Below are 15,889 nucleotides of genomic sequence, written 5' to 3'. Positions count from 1 at the left end.
CAGATAGCGGTTGAGAAAATGTTTGCAGCGTACACTAACAATTGACTCAAAAATTCTTGAAGAAGGTAGATATGCAAACCAAACAGCTTGGCAATTCGGAGCTTCACATTACCCCAATCGGCTTTGGAGCCTGGGCGATCGGTGGAAGTGGATGGGCTTTTGGTTGGGGAACCCAGGATGACCAGGAATCGATCGCAGCGATCAATAGCGCTCTCGACCTCGGTGTTAATTGGATTGACACCGCAGCTGTCTATGGTCTGGGGCATTCGGAGGAGATTGTTGCTAAGGCGCTCAAAGGTCGATCTAATCGCCCCTACATTTTCACTAAATGCTCACTGATTTGGGATGAAACGCGCAAAATTGGTAACAGCCTCAAGGCAGATTCTCTGCGGCGGGAAGTTGAAGCTAGTCTGCGCCGACTTGATATTGAAACTATCGACCTCTACCAGATTCACTGGCCTAGCCCTGACTCAGATATCGAAGAAGGCTGGACAACTCTCGCCAAGTTAAAGGATGAGGGCAAGGTTCGCTATATCGGGGTTTCAAACTTCAATGTAGAACAGTTGAAACGTGCCCAAAAGATTGCACCAGTTACTTCATTGCAACCGCCTTATTCTCTGGTTAAGCCCGATGTCGAAAAGGAGATTCTGCCTTTTTGTCAGGAAAATAACATCGGTGTGATTGTTTATTCACCGATGCAATCTGGCTTGCTCACAGGAAAGATGACACCTGAGCGGGTTGCTAATTTATCAGATGATGATTGGCGCAAAAACAGTAGTGAATTTCAGGAGCCACGTCTATCTCGTAACCTGAAGCTGGTGGAGGTGTTGCAACACATCGGTCAACAACACGATCGCTCGCCGGGTGAGGTGGCGATCGCTTGGACTTTAAACAATCCGGCGGTGACTGCGGCGATCGTTGGCGGACGCAATCCCAAGCAGGTGGAAGGAATCATCGGGGCTGGGGAATTCCGCCTCAATCAGCAAGAGCTAGATCAGATTGCTGCTTTCCTCCGCGAGAATCCATAAAAGAGGTTTTGCGTAAACTTTCAATGGTAGCGATCGCGTGTTTCGCCACAAGAGCAATTTCCTCTTGGGTATTAAACCGTCCAATACCAAACCGCACTGAGGCATAAGCTAGCTGTTCTGAATGTCCCAGTGCTGTGAGAACATGGGAGGGTGCAGTGGTTGCCGACGAGCAAGCAGAACCAGAAGAAACCGCCATTACTGGCTGCAATCCTAGCAAAAGTGCAGCTCCATCCACCCCCTCAACACTGATATTCAAGTTTCCCGCCAATCGCTGTTGAGGGTGTCCGTTGAGATGAATTCCTTCAATTTGCTTCATCTGTTCCCACAAGCTTTGCCTTAACTGGGTGAGGCGTTGGGTTTCTGTTGCTTGTTCTGCTAAAGCGATTTCTACAGCTTTCCCAAAGCCGACAATTTGCGGTGTATACAATGTACCAGAGCGCATCCCCCGTTCATGTCCGCCGCCGTGCTGCTGGGGAGCCAGTTGCACTCTGGGATTGCGCCTGCGGACGTACAGCGCCCCAATGCCCTTTGGGCCATATACTTTGTGTGCAGTTAGCGACATCAAATCTATTTTCATCGCTTGCACATCTAGGGGAATTTTACCAATAGCTTGGGCGGCGTCGGTATGGAAAATGATATTGCGATCGCTTCCGTCCGGGTGTAGGCGATCGCGGCACATTTCCCCAATTTCTGCCAATGGCTGCAACACGCCAATTTCGTTATTTGCAGCCATTACCGATACCAAAATCGTCTCAGGACGGAAAGCTTTTTTTAACTCAGTTAAATCAATTAATCCATCTTTTTTAACTGGGAGAATAGTAATTTCAAAACCGAGACTTTTTAAATAATTACAAGGATCAATAACTGCACTATGTTCAGTGGCAACAGTAATAATATGCTGACCTTTTTTAAAATAAGCTTCAGCAACACCTTTAATCGCTAAATTATTCGCTTCTGTTGCACCACTGGTAAAAACAATTTCTTCTGGTGTGGCGTTGATTGCTGCTGCTAAAATCTCTCGCGTTTGTTTGACAGCAGCTTCTGCTTCCCAACCGTAAACATGACTAATACTCGATGGGTTGCCAAAGTGTTCTGTGAAGTAGGGTAGCATTGCTGCTAGTACCCGTTCATCTACGGGTGTAGTCGCGTGACAATCAAGGTATATAGGACGAATAGACATAATTATTAACTCAAAATTTGACTCAAATTTTTTAATACACTTAGAACCTGATACAATTCACTTTTTCTCTTCAACATCGTAAATTCATCAGACAATGCATACTTTGGTATATTTTGTTTAGTCAATTTTATAAAAATGAAATGACTACCATTTGTTACTAATCCAAAAGTAGGTTTGTCTTGATTAGGATTAGCCAGCATATAAACAAGTGCTTGAGGTATGGCTTCTAAAAGAGAAAAGCTAGACCTTTTAGATTCAATTACTAACAACCAGAATTTTTCTTGAATAACTAAAACATCAATTCTACCTCTAATAATTTCTCCTTCATCTTCCGCAGAAATTTCTATTGATTGTTCGCCTCTCATATAAAAAGGCTCATCATAAAATCCAGATAAATTGAGTAAAGGAGATAAAACTACTAATTTCACCGTTTCTTCTGACAAAGGAGGATGCTTGACTAAACGGAGAAAATGAACTTTTATTCTGTCTAAACCTTGCTTTTCTAAATCTGTAATTTCCGGTAAACTTTCAAACCATTCTGTAAAGAATACATCATCTTCGGCTTGCCGTAGACTAAATCTTTCTTCCAAATAGGCAAGCCCGATATTTTGTGCTTGGATAAATTGAACCATAATTCATTTTAAAGATACACACAGTATAAGTATTATATAGCGTTTCCTGATCACATGAGGTATATCATAGCGCCCTCCTCGCTTGCGGGGAGGGGGTTGGGGGTGGGGTTCTTGTATCTCACTCAACCGATAACCGCTATATCACTGTTCCAGTATTAATCTAGATAGGAATAGCAAAGTTTAATAACAATTCAGAAGTCATAAATAATTAAATTAAAATTTGACCTAATTTCTTTAATATATTTACAACTTTGTATAACTCATTTTCGCGTCTATATAAAGTGAATCTATCAGACAAAGCATACATTAGCTTATCTTGTTTTATCAGTTTGATAAATTGAAAATCTTCTCCATTCATTACCAAGGAATATACAGGATGCTCCGGCTGAGGATTTGCCAGCATATAAGTCAGTGCTTGAGGAATTGCCTTTGCTAAGGAAAAACTAGACCTCTTAGATTCAATTATTAGTAACCATAACTTATCTTGGAGAACCAGAACATCAATTTTACCTTTGATAATTTCTTGAGTTTCTTCAGAGTTGTCTTCATCATCAATGATAATTTCTTCACTAATTTCTACACTTTCTTCTGTAGCGATGTAAAAAGGATGACCATAAAAACCAGCCAAATCTACGAGGGGAGATAATACCACCATTTTTACTGCTTCTTCTAAAAGAGGAGCATTTTCAAGCACGTTGAGATAGTTATTTTTAACTCTGTCCAAGTATTGTTTTTCTAACTCGGAAATTTCCGGGATGTAGTCAAACCACTCTGTAAAAAATTGCTCATCTTCAGATTTGTGTAGAGCAAATTTTTGCTTGAAATAGGCGAGAGTGATATTTTGGGCTTGGATAACTTGAATCAAGTTTATTTTAACTTGCGAGAAGTCTAATTTATTGCTGTAACTATACCTGCATCCAGTCGCGTTACGTGGCTGCTAATTCCCGTAATTTAGTTAAAACTGCCTGAGCATGACCTTTGGTTTTTACATTAGGCCAAGCATAAACAATAATTTTATCAGGTGAAATTAGAAAGGTTGAGCGAGCAACACCCATATATTCTTTGCCCATAAATTTTTTCAATTGCCAAGCGCCGTAGGCTTCTGTCAAAAGATGTTCTGGGTCACTTAAAAGGGTGATTGATAAGTTATGTTTGCTGATAAATTTACAATGGGACTTACCCGAATCTGGACTTACGCCTAATATTTTCGCTCCCAGTGCGCTGAAGTCTTGATACAACTCGGTGAAATCTTTCGCTTCGGTGGTACAGCCGGGAGTGTCATCTTTAGGGTAGAAGTAGAGGACAATCCACTGACTGCTGAGGTCGTCGAGAGTGACTGAATTGCCATTTTGGTCAGGTGTGGAGAAATCTGGCGCTGGTTGTCCGACTTGGGGAATATTGCTCATGATGGTGGTGTGAGAGATTGCAATCGCTTTAGAATTGTACATATATTGAGCTATTGAGCGATCGCATCTCATTCATCTGTAGTGAATAAACTTTACTATGGAAAAACGTCATAATAATGACTTAACTTACAGATATTTTTGTTTATCTATTCTCACCCTTCAAAGTTCTCATGACTAAAGATATGCAACGCGAATTTACCAACCGCGATGAGTTGGTAGCCTACCTCCGCGAACAATTTCCAGATGCGGCACAACGCGATGACCACATCAGCGAAACTCTGGGAGGATGCCAAGCAGCACAAAAAGCGCTGCAAAAAATTGACCCATTACTCTACGCGCAAACACGTAATTTTTTCACAGGTGCAGTCACGCGACTTTCGCCTTATATCCGCTATGGCGTTTTGAGTTTGCGAGAAATTCGGGATTATGTCCTTGACCGGGTACAGCACCAAGACGATGCTACTAAACTAATTAATGAGTTAGGCTGGCGCGACTACTGGCAACGGTTGTATGTAAAGTTAGGGGATGGAATCTGGGAAGACCAAGAAGAGTACAAAACTGGTTACACTGTGGCTGAATATGCACCGGAATTGCCGCAAGATATCAGACAAGGAACCACAGGCAGAGTTTGCATCGACACCTTTAGCCGTGACTTAAAAGAAACTGGCTATCTACATAATCACGCCCGGATGTGGCTAGCCGCTTATATTGTCCATTGGCGGCGTATTCGTTGGCAAGCAGGAGCTAAGTGGTTTCTTGAACACCTTTTAGATGGAGATCCTGCTAGCAATAATATGTCATGGCAGTGGGTTGCTAGCACCTTTAGTCATAAACCGTATTTTTTCAACCGTGAGAACTTAGAACGCTATACGAAAAGCGTTTATTGCCAAAAATGTCCGCTTTACGGTCATTGTGATTTTGAAGGCAGCTATGAAGAATTAGAACAGCGACTTTTTCCTAAAGGGGAATTTAGCAAACAAGCCAATAGCCAAAGTTGGCAGCATGGGAAGAAGCGGCGGTAAGTACAGTTTTGCATAAGAATCGTAGCGTTTTTAAATGCAGAGGGATGCATTGGCATTGCAGAGGGATGCATTGGCATTGCAGAGGGACGCATTGGCATTGCAGAGGGATGCATTGGCATTGCAGAAGGACGCATTGGCATTGCAGAGGGATGCATTGGCATTGCCAGATTTACACCTATTTTCAGATGAAGAGTGCTGAGTCGGTAAATAGACCACGCGGTAGGGGCACTGCAATGCTCATAGGTGTCAACTTAAGCCCAAACCCCTTTAAAACCTCGTTTCTAGCCTCTGGCTGGAAATGCAAATCAATTGCGGCTCTGCCGCTAGTCTTGAGGCGGAGCCTCACACTAGGCATTCCCAGTCGGAGACTGGGAACGAGACAATCTCTAAAAGCTGGTTTTAGAATCAATACGCTTGGGTTAAGGCTAAAACTCTTTGTCAAAGTCAATTTTTTTAACGAACCGCATTCGCGCAGCGTCTCGTAGAGAAGGACGCATTCGCGCAGCGTCTCGTTGGCGCAGCCTCTCGTAGAGAAGAGAAGGACGCATTCGCGTAGCGTCTCGTAGAGAAGGAAGAGAAGGAAGAGAAGGAAGAGAAGCAATAAATGCTTAACTGAACTGTATTGGTTTTAGAATGGCTTTTACGTTAGTTAAGTTGACACCAATGAGCAATGCTATGCCCTTACGACAGATGTAGTTCAAATACTTGAATTCTGCTATAATTTGCTACGAATTAATGAAATGCTGTACTAAGATTTTTTGCGTCTTAACAGGAAACAAAACCAAAATCTAATGAGTAAACCAATTGTTTGGGTGCATGGAGATTGCCTCAGCCCATACAACCCCGGACTGCAAAAATACCCCGATGCGCCAGCTATCTGGGTTTGGGACGAGGCTTTAATAGAGGAATGGCAACTGAGTCTCAAACGCATCGCTTTCATCTACGAATGCTTGCTAGAGTTACCCGTTGTTATCCGCCGTGGCGATGTGGCACAAGAAATTTTAGCTTTTGCTCAAGAACATGATGCGAATTTAGTTGTCACAGCTAACAGTCCCAGTCCCAGATTTGCTCATATCTGCAATCAAATGGAGCGATCGCTAACAGTCCAAGTGCTAAAGGTAGAACCATTTTTTGATTATGATGGCTATATTGACCTGAAGCGGTTCTCCCGCTATTGGAAAGTGGCTCAAAATTATGTTAGATAGCCCAATTGTAAAATTATAATGTCTGGCGATCGCTTTATGGGTTGTACTCTTTGGAGCATTTTTATTAAGGCGATCGCAGTCTAAACGCCAGCAGCCGAATTTTGAATTGTCAACACCAGAAAATCCTGGATGTAATCCTCACTTCGTGACGCTGTTTGCGTTCATCCTCTGCTCACAATCCCCATCTTAGGAATACCTTGTTCGCGTAGCGTCTGTCTGCGACACGCTGCGCGAACGCAGAAAAGATAGGGACTTCCGCAAAGCATTAAATTTTCTGACTGCCTTCTCGTGCTAAATTACTAAAGCTTGTAGTTGGGAAACTCCGGTGAAATTCCGGGACTGTGCCGCAGCTGTAATGGGATCACCCAAGTCAGAATGCCAACTCTCAGGACACACTCACCGTTTACTCCCTGCGTTGCACCGGGAAGGAGTTCCAAGTTTGTTTTCTGGATTTGCCACTTGTCCTGGCTTGTTTTATGCTACACCCGCCGCCGATGGGATATTATCTCGGATTAGAATACCCGGTGGGATTATTAGTAGTCAGCAGTGCCGTGCGATCGCAGATATAGCAGAACAGCACGGTGGCGGCTATATGGATGTGACTAATCGAGCTAACCTACAAATCCGTGAAATCCACACGGGGATAAATGCTGATGTTCTGAAGCATTTACAGGATATGAAATTGGGTTCTGGCAATCCTGTTGTAGACCACATCCGCAATATTATGACCAGCCCAACTGCTGGTATCGATACTCAGGAATTAATCGACACTCGCCCTTTTGTCCAAGGTTGGGATGATTATATTGCTGCACATCCGGCGCTTTCGGGACTGTCGGCGAAATTTAGCGTTTGCTTTGATGGTGGTGGGATAATTCGGGTGTGCGATCGCTTGAATGATATCACCTTTGCCGCTATCTTAGTTGACGGTAATGTTTATTTTCGCCTCTATCTCAGTGTAGGCGCAAAGGGTCAATCGCCTAGTGATATGCGAATTTTGTTACTACCAGAAAAATGTTTGACCGTCTTGGCAGCTTTGGCGGATGTCTATCTAGCTCATAGTAATACTACGAGTCAGCGTCAGGTACGTCTAAGAGAGTTATTAAATACTTTGGGTTGTGAAAATTATCTCCAGCAAGTTGAGCAACATCTATCTTTTTCTCTTTTATACAGTGAAACAAGAAAAGACCTAACCCCCCAACCCACTTCCCTGCAAGGGAAGTGGGAGCAGTCAGAGGGGAAGTATCAGCATATTGGCATTCATCCCCAACGTCAGCAAGGCTTATTTTACCTTGGTGTCGTCTTACCCCTTGGGCGATTAGAAAGTAAGCAGATGCGGGGTTTAGCAGATTTAGCAGCAAAATACGGTAGCGGAACTCTTCGGCTAACCCCCTGGCAAAATTTGCTCCTCACAGATATCCCTCAGCAATGGGTTGCTGATGTCCAGCGAGAGATTACTTTCTTAGGATTGGATACCTCTGCAACCAACATCAAGAGTGCATTAGTTGCCTGTTCTGGCAAAAAGGGTTGCGCCGCTTCTGCGACGGACACCAAGGATGATGCGTTGGCATTAGCAAAGTATCTTAAAACTCGCATCACTCTGGATTACCCAGTTAATATCCACTTCACCGGCTGCGAAAAATCTTGCGCCCAGCACAGCAAGAGTGATATTACTCTGCTTGGTGTCAGCATTGAGGCTGAGAATGGAACTGTTGAAGGCTATCACGTTTATGTAGGTGACAACCAGCATAAATTCGGACGTGAAATATATAAATATGTGACTTTTGCCGAACTTCCGACATTAATAGAGCGGATACTACAGGTGTATAAAATTCAACGTTTAAATCCCAATGAGTCCTTTGGGGAATTTGCTAATCGGTATGCGATCGCCCAATTACAGAAGTTAATAAATACAGATGATTGATTACTTTCTTTCTTCACAGTTGAAGATTACCCAATTCCTCTGTTTCTCTTCTCTGTGTTCTCTGCGCCTCTGCGGTTAATTAAATTAGGTATTCTTCTAGTGAAAACGGAGTATCTATATTAATTGACAAATCAATCCAAAATCCAAAATCCCAAACTAAATGCCCGACTACATCCGAAATGCTAACGAAATTTACCGTAATTCCTTTGCAATCATCCGGTCAGAAGCGAACCTAGATGTGCTGCCACCGGATGTAGCAAAAGTTGCCGTCCGTCTGATTCATGCCTGTGGGATGACGGATATTATCAATGACTTGGGATATTCACCAACAGCAGTGCAATCCGCAAGGGCAGCACTAGCAGCAGGAGCGCCAATTCTGTGCGATTGCCGGATGGTTGCCGATGGCGTTACCAGACGGCGGTTGTCTGCAAACAATCAAGTTATCTGCACTCTCAATGATCCGGAAGTGCCAGAAATTGCCCAGCGTCTGGGTACTACAAGGTCGGCGGCAGCTTTAGAATTATGGCGATCGCACCTCGAAGGAGCAGTGATTGCAATTGGAAATGCGCCCACCGCACTGTTCCGGCTGTTAGAAATGCTCGATGAATTAGCTCACAAACCTGCTATAATCTTAGGCTTTCCAGTGGGATTTGTCGGTGCAGCCGAATCGAAAGCAGCACTGGCAGCAGACAGCAGAAATGTACCATTTTTGACATTACACGGTCGGCGCGGTGGGAGTGCGATCGCAGCAGCAGCAGTTAACGCCCTAGCAACGGAGGAAGAATGAATATAAAAACCAAAGGTCGTCTTTATGGAATTGGTGTCGGCCCAGGCGATCCCGAACTATTGACTCTGAAAGCGCTGCGGCTATTGCGTGCGGCTCCGGTGGTAGCTTATCAATCAGCCACAGATAAAGCAAGTATCGCTAGAGCGATCGTGGCACAGTATCTTCCTGGTAATCAAATTGAGGTGCTATTTCACCTCCCCCGCGCTTTGGAGCCAGAAAAGGCAAAGTCTATTTATGATCAAGAAATTGAACCAATCGCCGCCCATTTAGCAGCCGGTCGAGATGTTGTGGTGCTGTGCGAAGGTGATCCATTTTTCTATGGTTCGTTTATGTACCTGTTCACGCGGTTATCTGACCAATACCAAACAGAAGTTGTCCCCGGAGTTTCTTCACTGATGGCTTGTCCGGTAGCCTTGGGTGTGCCTTTCACCTACTATACTGATATTCTCACCGTCCTACCCGCCCCACTCCCAGCAGAAGAACTGACTACACATTTGCTAATTACCGACGCAGCCGCAATTATGAAACTAGGTCGTCACTTTACCAAAGTACGAGATATCCTACATAAATTAGGGCTAGCATCAAGAGCAAGATATATTGAGCGGGCATCAACGTCACAGCAACGCATCGTACCTTTGGATGAAGTCGATCCAGCTGAAGTACCCTATTTCTCAATGATTGTGATCCCAACTAAGAATCGACTATAGACCTTTAAAATTCATAATTCATAATTATGTTTTAAAGTCTTTGCGCGAAACAAAAAAATATTTATGTAAGAGGATGTATTAGACCTACCTTTATTTTCGCTAAAGGTATTGTTTAACCGATCATTTACACTTTAGGGACTGACAAATAAAAAAATACTCAACTACTTCTTGTGGGGTGGGTGTCTCGCCCGCACGTAGAGAAGGGCGGACAAGATCTCCACCCCACAAGATTAGATAATTTATTTCTTGGAAGTCCCTTACCATAAAGAAATACTTCAATAAAATTTGATGGTTCCTAATAGCACCTTCACTCCTGAAACGATCGCTGCTGGCTTTCATGCCCTGTCTGACCCCCTACGGATTCAGGTCTTAGAACTGCTGCGCTCTCAAGAACTATGCGTGTGTGACCTGTGCGACCACCTGGGAACCACTCAATCTAAACTGTCTTTTCACCTCAAAACCCTGAAACAAGCTGGTTTAGTTCGCGCTCGTCAAGAAGGGCGCTGGATTTACTACAGTCTCAATCTGCCGCAATTTGTTGCCCTAGAGCAGTATCTAGCAGAATTCCGCCGCTTTAGCCCAATATTACCTATTCGTTCTCGCTGCGAGACTTAAAAATCCATCAATTTTTTTTGTAATGTTTTGTTTTTTTCTAGCTGTGTAGGCATTTACAAATCAATTTTTTTTGATATATAAGTATATGGGCACGATAAAACCCATATATATTTAGTTTTATAAAAATTGTGTGATCAGTGATTTATAAGCTGTTTGCTGATTTTACATTTCGTCATATAGGTTATTTTTTTAACGCCGACTTACTTAGATATACTCTTGATATAACTCACAGGGATGGTGTCAATGAAGACAACAGCAAAGGAATTGGCGATGCCTGCGGTGGTCACTGAGCAGTTCGACAGGTCTTACCCTGACCTTGCCGAAGGGTTCACTGTGTCACTTTGTCGTTGGCGTAGCCTCTCGCAGAGAAGTGCAGGCTACGCCGGAGCACTGGCAATATTAGCTTTGACGACCAGTTGCACAGCAGCATCCAACCTATCTGCTCAAACTCAGCAGTCACAAAATGGGACTAAGGGAAGAGATTCTGGTAAGGCTGCAACAACAATAATTGAAATTGATGGTTCTAGCACGGTATATCCCATTTCACAGGCGATTGCCAAAAACTATCAAGCTGATCCAAAGAATCAGGTGCAGGTTGCAGTTAAAATTTCTGGTACTACTGGCGGGTTTGAAAAATTCTGTGCTGGAAAAACCGATATTAGCAACGCTTCCTGACCGATTTTGAAGGCAGAGATGGAAACTTGCAAGAAAAATGGTGTGGCGTATATGGAGTTTCCCATTGCTTTTGATGCGCTTACCGTCGCTGTTAATCCGCAAAACGATTGGGCAAAAGACATCACAATAGCAGAATTGAAAAAGATTTGGGAACCGGAAGCCCAAGGGAAAATCACTCGCTGGAACCAAGTACGTGCATCTTGGCCAGATCGCCCAATGAATTTGTATGGTGCTGGGAGAGAGTCTGGTACTTTTGACTACTTTACAGAAGCGACTGTAGGTAAAACTAGAGCCAGTCGTAATGACTACACAGCGAGTGAAGATGATCAAGTATTGGTGGATGGCATCAGCAAAGATCCAAATGCTTTGGGTTACTTTGGCTATGCCTATTACGAAAAATCCCAAAATAAGTTAAAAGCGCTGGCAATTGACAACGGCAAAGGGGCAGTACTGCCATCACGTCAAACTGTAGAAAAAGTTCAGTATCAGCCCCTTGCTCGACCTTTGTTTATCTACGTTAATTTTCGGGATAACCAAAACAAAACATTAGTAAACAAATTTGTCGAATTTTACATTGATAAAGCACCAACAATAGTAAGTGCTGTGGGCTATATACCTTTACCAAATGATAGCAAACACCTCAATTATATTCACTTGTATGAAGGCAAAGTGGGAACAGTATTTGGAGGAAAACCAGAGATGAACTTAACAATAGGGGAGTTGTTACGGAAGGAAGGACAGTTTTAGGTATGGACAATCATCCAAACCAAGCAACTTGTTCATGATCAAACTTTGAATAAGGGATTTCCAACAAATAAATTATCTAATCTTATAGGATGGGCATCTTACCCGCATTTGGCTACCGGCGCGGGAGACGCCCACCCTACAAGAAGTAGTTGAGTATTTTTTTATTTGAAAGTCCCTAATGTAAGCTGTATGAACTCCATAATGAATAAAAAGACTTCAAAACGCCTCTCCTTTATTGATCGCTTCCTGACCTTGTGGATTTTTTTAGCAATGGCTATCGGTGTTAGTCTAGGCTATTTATTTCCGCGAGTAGAAGCATTTATCAACCAGTTCCAGGTGGGAACAACCAATATACCAATTGCTATTGGGTTAATTTTGATGATGTACCCGCCCTTAGCCAAGGTGCGGTATGAAGAATTAGGGGATGTATTTCGCAACGGAAAAATTCTTGGTGTGTCACTAATTCAGAATTGGATCATTGGGCCAATTTTGATGTTTACTCTGGCGACTATCTTCTTACACGGTTATCCAGAATACATGACCGGATTGATTCTGATTGGATTAGCCCGATGTATTGCAATGGTGGTTGTGTGGAGTGACTTGGCACGAGGCAATACAGAGTACACGGCTGGATTGGTTGCCTTCAACAGTATCTTTCAAGTCATCTTTTATAGTCCTTATGCATGGTTTTTCATAACTGTACTGCCGCCACTATTTGGGTTACAAGGCAGTGTTGTGAATGTCAGCATTACCGAGATTGCCAAAAGTGTGTTCATCTATCTGGGTATTCCCTTTTTAGCTGGATTTTTTACTCGTTACTTCTTAGTAAAGGTGAAAAGTAAGCAGTGGTATCATGAGGAATTTGTGCCTAAAATCAGCCAGATCACGCTGATTACTTTGTTATTTACAATTGTGGTTATGTTCAGCTTGAAAGGAAATTTGATCGTTCAGATACCCTTAGATGTAGTGAAGATTGCAATTCCGATGATCATCTACTTCGTCATCATGTTTCTGGTCAGCTTTTATATGGCTTGGCGGATTAAGATAGACTATTCTAGAGCCGCAAGTGTAGCGTTTACAGCCGCCGGAAATAACTTTGAACTTGCGATCGCAGTTGCGATCGCCGTCTTTGGCATTAATTCAGGTGTTGCTTTTGCCGCCGTTGTCGGGCCTCTAGTAGAAGTGCCTGTGTTGATTGGTCTTGTTAATGTTGCTTTCTGGCTTGAAAAACGTTATTTCGTAACACCTGAATCGAGAACCCTTTAAATTGACTCACATTATTCGGAGAAGTTGAACGATGAAACGTGTGATGTTTGTCTGTAAAAAGAATTCTGCCCGTTCCCAAATGGCGGAAGGTTTTGCTAAAACTCTTGGCAAGGGAAAGATTGAAGTGATAAGCTCTGGGTTAGAAGCAAGTCTTGTCAGACTAGAAGCAATCGCTACCATGAAAGAAATTGGTATCGACATTACCGATCAACACTCCAAACCCCTGAGTGATTTCAAAGCCCAAGACTTTGATGTAGTGATTTCTTTGTGTGGCTGTGGCGTGAATTTGCCGCCGGAATGGGTAACACGGGAAGTATTTGAAGACTGGCAATTAGATGATCCAGCAGAACAACCGGAAGTTTTTCCGAGAGTCCGCGATGAAATCAGGGAACGGGTGACTCAACTAATTGAGTCTATAAATAAACAAATTATACCTGCTCGATAAAGATTGCAACCTTAAATCAAATTGTAGTACTGGGATTAGACTAAGACTCAAACCAATGGAGCAAGAAACAATTCAACCAATTTCAGAGAACCTGTGGTGGGTGATTCCAGAGAAACTAGCAGGTGTTCGTAAGCCAATGGCATGTTAATTACTATTAGATATTGGGATAAAGCAATGGATGAAGATTGGTGGAAGAAGCTCAAGTCTGAAACGATAAAAGATAGGCTACCAGGGTTATTCATCATCGGTGCGACAGGACTAATTTCATATTTTCTACTCGTTGTTTTGTTATTGATATGCCGTCCCTGGCTCAACAAACCCAAAGCAAATTTTCACGAAAAATATAGCAGATTTCAAGTTGCTGAAGTACACAAGCTAAGTCTCAAAGCGAGGTAAAAATAACCCCTTAATCCACCTGTTCTTAGTCTCTGTAGCTCTGCGCTTATCTTTCCCAGCTATTAATTTGTATACTGAAATTTCTATGACGACATTTGACCATCCCCCCAGAATTTTATTTTTGTATGGCTCCCTGCGTGAGCGTTCCTATAGCCGCCTCTTAGCAGAGGAAGCAGCACGCATCATTGAAGAATTTGGGGCAGAGGTAAAGTTTTTCGACTCGCGCGAACTGCCAATCTACGGCAGCGTACCTGACACTCACCCAAAGGTGCAGGAGTTGCGCGAATTAAGCCTGTGGTCAGAAGGGCAAGTCTGGTCTAGCCCAGAGTTGCACGGTCAGATTTCTGGTATTCTGAAAAATCAGATAGATTGGATTCCCCTGACGATGGGAGCGATGCGCCCGACTCAAGGCAGAACTTTGGCGATCATGCAAGTGAGTGGGGGATCTCAGTCTTTCAACGCTCTTAATACATTAAGAATTCTTGGGCGCTGGATGCGAATGTTCACTATCCCCAACCAATCCTCAGTGGCTAAAGCATATCAGGAGTTTAACGAAGACGGCACTATGAAGGATTCGCCCTACCGCGATCGCGTCGTGGATGTTATGGAAGAACTTTACAAGTTTACCTTGCTATTGCGTGACAAAGTTGATTATCTCACAGACCGCTATAGTGAACGTAAGGAAAAAGCTGCTAAAGAGACAATTATGCTCAAAAAATAACCTCCTGGCTGTTTGAACCAGGGGCATAAAAACAAATGGATTCATCTTTACAAGCGTTGTAGCAGGCTCAAACCGTGGGTATCAGTACCACAGGTATTGAGAAGAAAGTATTCATCAGCTAACTTTTGCACTTGTTCTGATTCCAAGATGCTCGGTTGCCAAGGGGTAGGGTTGTTGTAGGCGTAGAAAGTTTCCACGCCATCGATACCCTTTTGGGCCGCGGCTGGAATTAAGTCAAAATGCGATCGCTTATAACGAGCTGGATGAGCCAAAACTGCCAATCCCCCAGCTTCATGAATAGCGGCAATCACGTTACTTGCCTGATATTCTTGGCCTATAGTCGCCCTTCTTTGCAGATAGGGTTTCATACTAGGGTGTTCTGTTGCAAAAGCGTAAGCCAAAATGTGAACTTCTATATCCAAAAGGTTGGCATTGATTTCCACCCCACTCCACAGCTGAGGAATGATTGCACCAGGATTACTCCACTTCCAGTCTTCTAACCAAGCAAGTGATGCTTGATAGCCGATAATACCATGATGATCGGTGATTGCTAACCCTTTTAGCCCAATAGCGATCGCCTGCTCCATCAATCCACTTGGCTGCAACCTCCCATCTGAGTAGACAGTGTGCATATGAAAGTTGAATAACCTTGGACAACTATGTGCATCAATGTTATGAAATACTTGCTTCAAAAGTTCTGCCGAAGCAGTAGTCTGGGCAAAATTTATAACCATAACCCCCTCAGAATAAAAATATAATTCTTAACACACTAAAACGCCACATTTACAGATGAGAGAAGACCTAGCACTAAAAATTAGTGTTAGCTGCTACTTTCTCAGCTTTTTCAGCAAATTTTTCAATATGTTAAGACTACGTTAGCAAATCTTAACCTCAGTAGTCATGGGTGTTTTGGACTACTTCTATTTTCGGTAGTAATAAATATTGCATTCAAAACTTCATAAATCCGCCTAGAGTATCTGTGTTAAATTACTTAGAGAGTAAAGGCATGGTAGAGTAATTATCTCTAATCAGCCGCAAATATAACTTTATGTTGTGTGTAAAAAATATTATTCATCTCAATAATTACACTGATTTTATCTCATCAGTAATGACTTGTGCTCCGGCGTAGCCCGCAC

17 protein-coding genes, 1 pseudogene and 1 riboswitch are annotated in these 15,889 nt (G+C 43.0%); of the genes and pseudogenes, 13 read left to right on the top strand and 5 right to left on the bottom strand.

The features are described 5' to 3' along the window. The first annotated feature begins 71 nt into the window (after positions 1–71). The gene (locus V7K15_RS15260) at positions 72–1,028 is read left to right on the top strand and encodes an aldo/keto reductase (RefSeq protein ID WP_334906314.1); all 957 of its coding nucleotides are present in this window, start codon (positions 72–74) and stop codon (positions 1,026–1,028) included. Here V7K15_RS15260 and V7K15_RS15255 read toward each other — a convergent pair. The 4 genes from V7K15_RS15255 to bcp all read right to left on the bottom strand — a co-directional run bounded on the left by V7K15_RS15255 (position 976) and on the right by bcp (position 4,246). Continuing rightward, on the bottom strand, positions 976–2,208 hold the full coding sequence (locus tag V7K15_RS15255) for a cysteine desulfurase family protein (RefSeq protein ID WP_334906313.1): 1,233 nt from the start codon (positions 2,206–2,208) through the stop codon (positions 976–978). The genes V7K15_RS15260 and V7K15_RS15255 overlap by 53 nt on opposite strands. Positions 2,209–2,213: 5 nt before the next feature. Then, positions 2,214–2,840 (bottom strand): restriction endonuclease subunit R, encoded by a 627-nt coding sequence (locus V7K15_RS15250; protein ID WP_334906312.1) that lies wholly within the window; start codon positions 2,838–2,840, stop codon positions 2,214–2,216. Between the two features lie 208 nt (positions 2,841–3,048). Further along, positions 3,049–3,705 (bottom strand): type I restriction endonuclease, encoded by a 657-nt coding sequence (locus V7K15_RS15245; RefSeq protein ID WP_334906311.1) that lies wholly within the window; start codon positions 3,703–3,705, stop codon positions 3,049–3,051. A gap of 61 nt (positions 3,706–3,766) precedes the next feature. Beyond that, the gene (gene bcp / locus V7K15_RS15240; RefSeq protein WP_334906330.1) at positions 3,767–4,246 is read right to left on the bottom strand and encodes a thioredoxin-dependent thiol peroxidase; all 480 of its coding nucleotides are present in this window, start codon (positions 4,244–4,246) and stop codon (positions 3,767–3,769) included. A 170-nt stretch (positions 4,247–4,416) separates the two neighbouring features. On the opposite strand from bcp, the gene V7K15_RS15235 reads away from it, so the two are divergent. The 12 genes and pseudogenes from V7K15_RS15235 to arsH all read left to right on the top strand — a co-directional run bounded on the left by V7K15_RS15235 (position 4,417) and on the right by arsH (position 14,753). Then, positions 4,417–5,268 carry an FAD-binding domain-containing protein gene (locus V7K15_RS15235; RefSeq protein WP_334906310.1) on the top strand — a complete coding sequence of 284 codons (852 nt, stop codon included), beginning with the start codon at positions 4,417–4,419 and terminating at the stop codon, positions 5,266–5,268. 34 nt (positions 5,269–5,302) lie between these two features. Continuing rightward, entirely contained in the window at positions 5,303–5,467 is a 165-nt protein-coding gene (locus V7K15_RS15230) for a hypothetical protein (RefSeq protein ID WP_334906309.1), read from the top strand. 592 nt (positions 5,468–6,059) lie between these two features. Then, positions 6,060–6,473 carry a hypothetical protein gene (locus tag V7K15_RS15225; RefSeq protein WP_334906308.1) on the top strand — a complete coding sequence of 138 codons (414 nt, stop codon included), beginning with the start codon at positions 6,060–6,062 and terminating at the stop codon, positions 6,471–6,473. Between the two features lie 299 nt (positions 6,474–6,772). Then, a riboswitch (adenosylcobalamin-variant (AdoCbl-variant) riboswitch) is annotated at positions 6,773–6,862 on the top strand. Further along, positions 6,829–8,394, top strand: coding sequence for a precorrin-3B synthase (gene cobG, locus V7K15_RS15220; RefSeq protein WP_442949677.1), 1,566 nt, complete (start codon positions 6,829–6,831; stop codon positions 8,392–8,394). Its footprint overlaps the riboswitch before it by 34 nt. 160 nt (positions 8,395–8,554) lie before the next feature. Then, complete coding sequence (locus tag V7K15_RS15215; protein WP_334906306.1) at positions 8,555–9,181, top strand: precorrin-8X methylmutase; 627 nt, start codon at positions 8,555–8,557, stop codon at positions 9,179–9,181. Between the two features lie 2 nt (positions 9,182–9,183). After that, the gene (locus V7K15_RS15210; RefSeq protein WP_334906329.1) at positions 9,184–9,888 is read left to right on the top strand and encodes a precorrin-2 C(20)-methyltransferase; all 705 of its coding nucleotides are present in this window, start codon (positions 9,184–9,186) and stop codon (positions 9,886–9,888) included. Positions 9,889–10,176: 288 nt separating this feature from the next. Then, a complete protein-coding gene (locus tag V7K15_RS15205; RefSeq protein ID WP_334906305.1) occupies positions 10,177–10,503 on the top strand; it encodes an ArsR/SmtB family transcription factor in 327 nt (108 codons plus the stop codon). 333 nt (positions 10,504–10,836) lie between these two features. Then, positions 10,837–11,925 (top strand): annotated as a pseudogene (locus V7K15_RS15200) (PstS family phosphate ABC transporter substrate-binding protein). A 201-nt stretch (positions 11,926–12,126) separates the two neighbouring features. Further along, complete coding sequence (gene arsB, locus V7K15_RS15195; RefSeq protein WP_334906304.1) at positions 12,127–13,191, top strand: ACR3 family arsenite efflux transporter; 1,065 nt, start codon at positions 12,127–12,129, stop codon at positions 13,189–13,191. A gap of 31 nt (positions 13,192–13,222) precedes the next feature. Then, positions 13,223–13,636 (top strand): arsenate reductase, glutathione/glutaredoxin type, encoded by a 414-nt coding sequence (gene arsC, locus V7K15_RS15190; protein ID WP_334906303.1) that lies wholly within the window; start codon positions 13,223–13,225, stop codon positions 13,634–13,636. A 141-nt stretch (positions 13,637–13,777) separates the two neighbouring features. After that, positions 13,778–14,032, top strand: a complete 255-nt coding sequence (locus tag V7K15_RS15185) for a hypothetical protein (RefSeq protein WP_334906302.1) — start codon at positions 13,778–13,780, stop codon at positions 14,030–14,032. Between the two features lie 85 nt (positions 14,033–14,117). Next, complete coding sequence (gene arsH, locus V7K15_RS15180) at positions 14,118–14,753, top strand: arsenical resistance protein ArsH (RefSeq protein ID WP_334906301.1); 636 nt, start codon at positions 14,118–14,120, stop codon at positions 14,751–14,753. Positions 14,754–14,800: 47 nt separating this feature from the next. Here the strand turns inward: arsH and V7K15_RS15175 are convergent, their stop codons facing one another. Beyond that, positions 14,801–15,487, bottom strand: a complete 687-nt coding sequence (locus tag V7K15_RS15175; protein ID WP_334906300.1) for a PHP domain-containing protein — start codon at positions 15,485–15,487, stop codon at positions 14,801–14,803. Positions 15,488–15,889: the final 402 nt, after the last annotated feature.

This window comes from Nostoc sp. (assembly GCF_036919815.1).
GTDB lineage: Bacteria > Cyanobacteriota > Cyanobacteriia > Cyanobacteriales > Nostocaceae > Nostoc.
This window is presented reverse-complemented; position numbering and strand designations above follow the sequence as displayed.

What these genes read in the sequence shown, in the direction of transcription:
- cobG (WP_442949677.1), top strand. Translation starts at nt 6,829, where the DNA reads ATGGGATCACCCAAGTCAGAATGCCAACTCTCAGGACACACTCACCGT.
- V7K15_RS15185 (WP_334906302.1), top strand. Translation starts at nt 13,778, where the DNA reads ATGTTAATTACTATTAGATATTGGGATAAAGCAATGGATGAAGATTGG.
- arsC (WP_334906303.1), top strand. Translation starts at nt 13,223, where the DNA reads ATGAAACGTGTGATGTTTGTCTGTAAAAAGAATTCTGCCCGTTCCCAA.
- bcp (WP_334906330.1), bottom strand. Translation starts at nt 4,246, where the DNA reads ATGAGCAATATTCCCCAAGTCGGACAACCAGCGCCAGATTTCTCCACA.
- V7K15_RS15255 (WP_334906313.1), bottom strand. Translation starts at nt 2,208, where the DNA reads ATGTCTATTCGTCCTATATACCTTGATTGTCACGCGACTACACCCGTA.
- V7K15_RS15205 (WP_334906305.1), top strand. Translation starts at nt 10,177, where the DNA reads ATGGTTCCTAATAGCACCTTCACTCCTGAAACGATCGCTGCTGGCTTT.
- V7K15_RS15175 (WP_334906300.1), bottom strand. Translation starts at nt 15,487, where the DNA reads ATGGTTATAAATTTTGCCCAGACTACTGCTTCGGCAGAACTTTTGAAG.
- V7K15_RS15235 (WP_334906310.1), top strand. Translation starts at nt 4,417, where the DNA reads ATGACTAAAGATATGCAACGCGAATTTACCAACCGCGATGAGTTGGTA.
- arsH (WP_334906301.1), top strand. Translation starts at nt 14,118, where the DNA reads ATGACGACATTTGACCATCCCCCCAGAATTTTATTTTTGTATGGCTCC.
- V7K15_RS15230 (WP_334906309.1), top strand. Translation starts at nt 5,303, where the DNA reads ATGCAGAGGGATGCATTGGCATTGCAGAGGGATGCATTGGCATTGCAG.
- V7K15_RS15215 (WP_334906306.1), top strand. Translation starts at nt 8,555, where the DNA reads ATGCCCGACTACATCCGAAATGCTAACGAAATTTACCGTAATTCCTTT.
- V7K15_RS15260 (WP_334906314.1), top strand. Translation starts at nt 72, where the DNA reads ATGCAAACCAAACAGCTTGGCAATTCGGAGCTTCACATTACCCCAATC.
- arsB (WP_334906304.1), top strand. Translation starts at nt 12,127, where the DNA reads ATGAATAAAAAGACTTCAAAACGCCTCTCCTTTATTGATCGCTTCCTG.
- V7K15_RS15250 (WP_334906312.1), bottom strand. Translation starts at nt 2,840, where the DNA reads ATGGTTCAATTTATCCAAGCACAAAATATCGGGCTTGCCTATTTGGAA.
- V7K15_RS15225 (WP_334906308.1), top strand. Translation starts at nt 6,060, where the DNA reads ATGAGTAAACCAATTGTTTGGGTGCATGGAGATTGCCTCAGCCCATAC.